This is a genomic window from Nonomuraea mangrovi, from assembly GCF_042681425.1.
In the GTDB taxonomy this organism is placed as follows: domain Bacteria; phylum Actinomycetota; class Actinomycetes; order Streptosporangiales; family Streptosporangiaceae; genus Nonomuraea; species Nonomuraea mangrovi.
On record NZ_JBHUFV010000001.1, the window covers coordinates 1 to 4,993 of the forward strand.

Here is a 4,993-nt window from a genome sequence, read left to right on the forward strand (position 1 = left end):
CCACCGACCAGATCACCGAAGACCTGCTGCGCACCTTCGGCATCCCCACCGACGAGGCCCACCGCATGGGATGTCCCTAACGAAGCGCGTCGCCTGCGCGCATCAGGCCTGTGGGGCTATCGAGAAATAGCCCCTGAGTTCCTGGGGTCCCTCCACGCTGACCCGGTCGGTTCAAAGACCGGACCGCCACTTGGGCTCTCCCCGGTCGCTTTGATGAGGTGCTCACGGGTGGGGGGTGATGACCGCGCGTCCTTGGATCTTGCCGTCGTGCAGGAATTGGTAGGCCTCGCCGACGCGCTCCAAGGGGAAGTGCTCGACCAGCATCTTGATCTTTTGCTGCTGGGCAAGGGTGATCACTTCCATGAGTTCGGGGATGGAGCCCCAGTAGGGCGAGGCAACCGAACACTCGTGCGGCGGGCTCGAGAAGTTGACCGGTAGGGCTCCGCCGCCGAGACCGACGATGGTCAGGTGGCCAAGCACCCGGGCCACCTGGGCAGCCATCCGCAAAGTCGGGTCTATGCCGACCATGTCCAGCACGAGCTGAGCGCCCTGCTGCCGCGTCATGTCCATGATCCGCGTGACCGCCTGGTCGCCGGAAAGCAGCGCCTCGTCCGCGCCCATGCGCTTGGCGATCTCCAGCTTGCCGGCGGCGGTGTCCACGGTGACGACGGTGGTCGCCGCGCTGAGCGCTTGCAGCATCTGGATGGCCATCTGGCCCAGAGCACCCGCTCCGATCACCACCGCGGTCGAGCCCGGCCCCAGCAGGTGCAGCGATCGCTTGACGGCGTGATAGCTGGTCAGCCCCGCGTCGCTGAGCGGGGCGGCCTCGCGGGGGTCGAGGGTGCCGAGCGGGATCAGGAATCGCGACGCCGGGACCAGCAGGTACTCAGCCATTCCGCCGTCGTGACCACCCAGGCCCCCGCCCAGACCGCCGGTCCTCTGGCAGTAGTTCTCCTTGCCTTCCCTGCAGTTGGCGCACAGGCCGCAGCCCCAGGGTCCGTAGACGATCACAGGGTCTCCGGGCGCGAACCCGGCGACGCCCGGTCCCGGCGTCTCCACCCAACCCGCATTCTCATGGCCGAGCGTGAAGGGCAGTCTCGTGCCCTCCCCGGGTGCGGGTGCGGGTGCCTCCATGATGTGCAGATCAGAGTGGCAGGCACCGGCGCCCCCGACCTTCACCAGGACCTGCCCGGGGCCGGGCTCGGGGACCGGCACCTCGCGCAGCTCGGGCGGCCTTTGCCATTCGACGAGTTGAAAAGCCCGCATAGCGATCCTTGGCGCGCAAGCTGGGTCAGTCGCGGATCCCGTCGAAGTCGACCAGGACGTGGCGCGGGCCGCGGAAGATCTGGTTGTGGCGGTAGGGCGGCGGGTCGACGACGAGCCGTGGGTTCTCCACGCGGCGGACGAACTCACCGACCGCGACCTGGACTTCGAGCCGGGCGAGCGGAGCGCCGAAACAGAAGTGGATGCCCTGGCTGAAGCCGAGGTGCTGGTTGTCCAGGCGCTCGAGGTCAAGCTGGTCAGGGTCGGCGAACCGTTCCGGGTCGCGGTTCGCCGAGCCGTACACCAGGAAGATCGGCGCGCCCTTCGGGATGATGGTGCCGGCGATTTCGATGTCCTCGACGGCCGAGCGAGTGTGCCAGAACTGGACCGACGACTCGAACCGCAGCAACTCTTCGACCGCGGGCACGATCAGGTCGGGGCGGCGGCGCAGCTCCTCGAGAGCCTTGGGGTGCCTCAGCAGGGTGAGCACGCTGTGGGCGATCAGATTGACCGTGGTTTCATGCCCGGCGAAGAGCAGGAGCACAGCATTGCTGACGAGCACGCCCTCGGACATGCGCCCGTCCGGGCCGTCGTCGTGAACCATTGCCGAGAGCATGCCCGGGCCGGGCTGCTTGGCGTACTGGTCGAGCAGCCCGACCAGGAACTGCTCGAACTCCTTCACGCTCCGGCGCCCGCCCTCCAGCCGGCGCCGCATCTCCTCGGAAGCCGCCTCCGGACCGAAATCCAGAGCATCCAGGGCCGTCTCGATCCAGGCGTGGAAGCGACGTTCGTCTTCCGGCGGCACGCCCAGGACCTTGCAGATCAGGGCCACCGGCAGGGGGTAGGCGAACTCGTCCACGACGTCGATCCGGGTCTTGCCCCGCATCCTGTCCAGGAGGTCGGCCACGATGCGTCGGATATCAGGCTCCAGGTCAGAGATCAGGTGAGGGGAATGGGACGGGCCGAAGAAATGCCGCGTCATCATGCGGCGATCTCGATCATGTTCGGGCGGGTCGCAGGTGATGATGTTCGGCTCCAAAGAGATGACGGCCTCCGTGATCGGCTCGGCCCCCGGCTCCGCCGCAGCCGGGGCGCGGGCTCGGATCTTCCTGACATCCGAGCTGACTCGGGGGTCGTGGAGAAGCGCGACGATCTCTCGGTAGGTGCTGACGACGTAGGTGCCGTCCGGCTGCCGCGCCACCGGGGTCTTGCGGAGCTCGGCGTAGAAGGGGTACGGATTGGCACGGTTGGCGTAGCGGAGCGCCTGCTGCCAGGGTGTTTCCTCGCCCATGCTGTTCCTCTCCTTCCTGCTGTGCCGGCCGGGTTACCCGCCGATCGCGAGGGACGCGTCAGTGACCTCGAGGCCGGAACTCGGCCCTCCGCTCGTTCGGGTCGTGGCCGGTCAAGACGACGTCGGGCATCGCCGTCGGGACTCCCGGCGCGGGGAACTCGGCCGGCATCGGGTTCATGTAGTCGGGCCGATCCCAGCCCGGCGGCGGGGGCGGGAACGGAGCCGATTGCTCGATCAGCCGCGCGTAGTACTCCAGCCACTTGCCGTGATCGAAGGTGACGGCGGCGACGATGCGGCCCCGACGACCGTAGGCGGCGGCGAAGCAGCGCTCCTTCACGGACCCCTGGGTGAAGACGATCTCGTCGCCGAACGGCGGCACGCCGACGGACTTGATGTTGACGCCGAACTGGCCGGACCAGAAAGCGGGCAACAACAGATGCGGGCGGTAGTCGGGCTCGAGGCTCACCATGTTGTGGGCCGCCACCTCGGCACCGAAGACGGCATTGTCCCAGTGCTCCATCGCGAGAAACTGGTACTCGTACAGCACATAGGGCGCGCGCGCCACGTCCCCCGCCACGTAGACAGTGTCGGTCGCCACGCCGTTGATGTCGAAGGCACGACCACCGGCGTCGCAGCCGACACCCCAGAAGCCGGCCGCCAGCCCCGAGCCCTCCAGCCATTCCACGTTGCGGATCGAGCCCAGCGCGGCCAGCACCACGTCGGCATCGACGGTGGCCCCGTCCGAGAGCCGAGCACGCCGTACATGTCCGCCCGCGTCGCCCTCCAGCGATGACACGCCCACCCCGCAGCGCAGGTCCACGCCATGGTCGCGCTGCATCTCCGCGGCGATCTCGCCGATCACCCCGCCCAGCGCGCCCACCAGCGGCGCCGAGCCCCGCTCGGCGACGGTCACCGGGATATCGAGTTCCCGGCAGACGGAGGCAACCTCCGAACCGATGAACCCACCGCCGATGACCAGCACCCGCGACGGCCCTGCCGCCAGCGCCTGTTGCAGCCGAGCGGCGTCATCACGCGAGCGCAGCGAGAACACGCCCTCCAGGGCGGCCTCGGCCGGGTTGGGCCACTGCCGCGCGCGAGTGCCCGTGGCGATCAGCAACCGGTGGTAGGGGACCTGCTCGCCGTCGGCCAGGCGCACCTGCCTGGTGGCCCGATCCAACCCGGTGGCCGCCACGCCGAGCCGCCACTGTGCATCCAGCTCCCGCAATCGGGGCAGCAACGTGTGGTCAGCCGGCACCCAACCCTTGAGCACCTGTTTGGACAGCGGGGGGCGGTCGTAGGGCTCGTACGGCTCGTCCCCGATGATGGTCAAAGACCCGCTGAAGCCTTCCTCGCGCAAGGCTTCGGCGGCCCGCAGTCCCGCCAGGGAGGCGCCGACGATGACGATCCGGCCGTTGGCCTTGAAGTCGCGCACCAACTCGGCGAGCGTCGCCGACATGGTCATGACGGTGCACCCCGCTCCGCACCGTCCAAACGGTCGATCATGATCGCTCGCACCGGGCAGGCCGCGGCGGCTCGCTGGACCTGCAGGCGCCGCGCGTCGTCGGGGTTGGGCTCGTAGGTAAGCGCCTCCGCCCCGTTCAACTTGAAGATCTCGTGGGCCAGATACACGCACTGTGCGTATCCCTGGCACCGATTCAGGTCCACGACGATACGCATGGGCAGACCCCTTCCGTCCGCGACTGCCGCCCCACACAACGACCATCGACGCGGTCATCCCGCGTTCCGCCAGGTGGCCCAACTGGACAGCCCCACCATTGCCGTGAGCGTCACGGCGCGGGGATCCCGGTCCGAACCCGATGGCATCGGCACCAAGGTGTGCCCGGGCCGATCCGCACACGACGATTCTCCGCCCGGCTTCCATGGCCACAACCGCTATCGGGTAAAACATGCTCCGTGTCGAACATTCCGGCCGACACGGGCGGCGTGCGCGGTAACGGTACAGCGGCCGTGACGGAGGCCCGTCGGCGACGGCGGCCCGCATGCCATGGACGGGCTCCGATAGCGGCAGCGGCCTCGGGGCTGTATCACGGTGACCCCGCTGAGTGTGAGCGCACGGGCCCGCCGGGCGGTCGAGACCTTCTGCAGCGGCCCCGGCATCACCGTGGCACTGTCGTAACTCCTGGCCGGGGTCCGCGACGACTCATGATGGGGCGAGTGGTGAGGTTCACGCCGCCCCGGTCTCCCCGCCGAGATCGAGGTTGACCTCCACGTCGTCCAGCGGCGCGTTCAGGTCGAAGATGTGCTCGCCGAAGCCTCTGATGCTCATGACCGGTTCACGTGCCATCGACAGGCACTGCTACGCGGTGGCGTTGGGGAGAAGCCGGTCGAGCTCGGGCAAGGGACGTTGGCAGATTTGGTGGGCCTCGTCGGTGGGGATGCCGAAGGTGCGCAGCAGGTCTTCGGTGATCTGGTCGGTGG

At 68.6% G+C, this 4,993-nt stretch carries 4 protein-coding genes; all 4 read right to left on the reverse strand.

The genetic code is table 11. The features are described from left to right. Positions 1-222: 222 nt before the first annotated feature. The 4 genes from ACFSKW_RS00005 to ACFSKW_RS00020 are packed head-to-tail and all read right to left on the reverse strand — an operon-like array spanning position 223 to position 4,231. Positions 223-1,266 (reverse strand): NAD(P)-dependent alcohol dehydrogenase, encoded by a 1,044-nt coding sequence (locus tag ACFSKW_RS00005; RefSeq protein WP_379567708.1) that lies wholly within the window; start codon positions 1,264-1,266, stop codon positions 223-225. A gap of 25 nt (positions 1,267-1,291) precedes the next feature. Further along, a complete protein-coding gene (locus ACFSKW_RS00010) occupies positions 1,292-2,554 on the reverse strand; it encodes a cytochrome P450 (RefSeq protein ID WP_379567710.1) in 1,263 nt (420 codons plus the stop codon). 58 nt (positions 2,555-2,612) lie between these two features. Further along, positions 2,613-4,016: an NAD(P)/FAD-dependent oxidoreductase gene (locus ACFSKW_RS00015; RefSeq protein ID WP_379567712.1), complete on the reverse strand. Its 1,404-nt coding sequence runs from the start codon at positions 4,014-4,016 to the stop codon at positions 2,613-2,615. Continuing rightward, positions 4,013-4,231, reverse strand: coding sequence for a ferredoxin (locus ACFSKW_RS00020; protein ID WP_358313250.1), 219 nt, complete (start codon positions 4,229-4,231; stop codon positions 4,013-4,015). Before ACFSKW_RS00020 ends, ACFSKW_RS00015 begins: the two co-directional genes overlap by 4 nt. Positions 4,232-4,993: the final 762 nt, after the last annotated feature.

Excerpts from the sequence above, each read along its gene's own strand:
- ACFSKW_RS00005 (WP_379567708.1), bottom strand. The coding sequence starts at position 1,266 with ATGCGGGCTTTTCAACTCGTCGAATGGCAAAGGCCGCCCGAGCTGCGC.
- ACFSKW_RS00010 (WP_379567710.1), bottom strand. The coding sequence starts at position 2,554 with ATGGGCGAGGAAACACCCTGGCAGCAGGCGCTCCGCTACGCCAACCGT.
- ACFSKW_RS00015 (WP_379567712.1), bottom strand. The coding sequence starts at position 4,016 with ATGACCATGTCGGCGACGCTCGCCGAGTTGGTGCGCGACTTCAAGGCC.
- ACFSKW_RS00020 (WP_358313250.1), bottom strand. The coding sequence starts at position 4,231 with ATGCGTATCGTCGTGGACCTGAATCGGTGCCAGGGATACGCACAGTGC.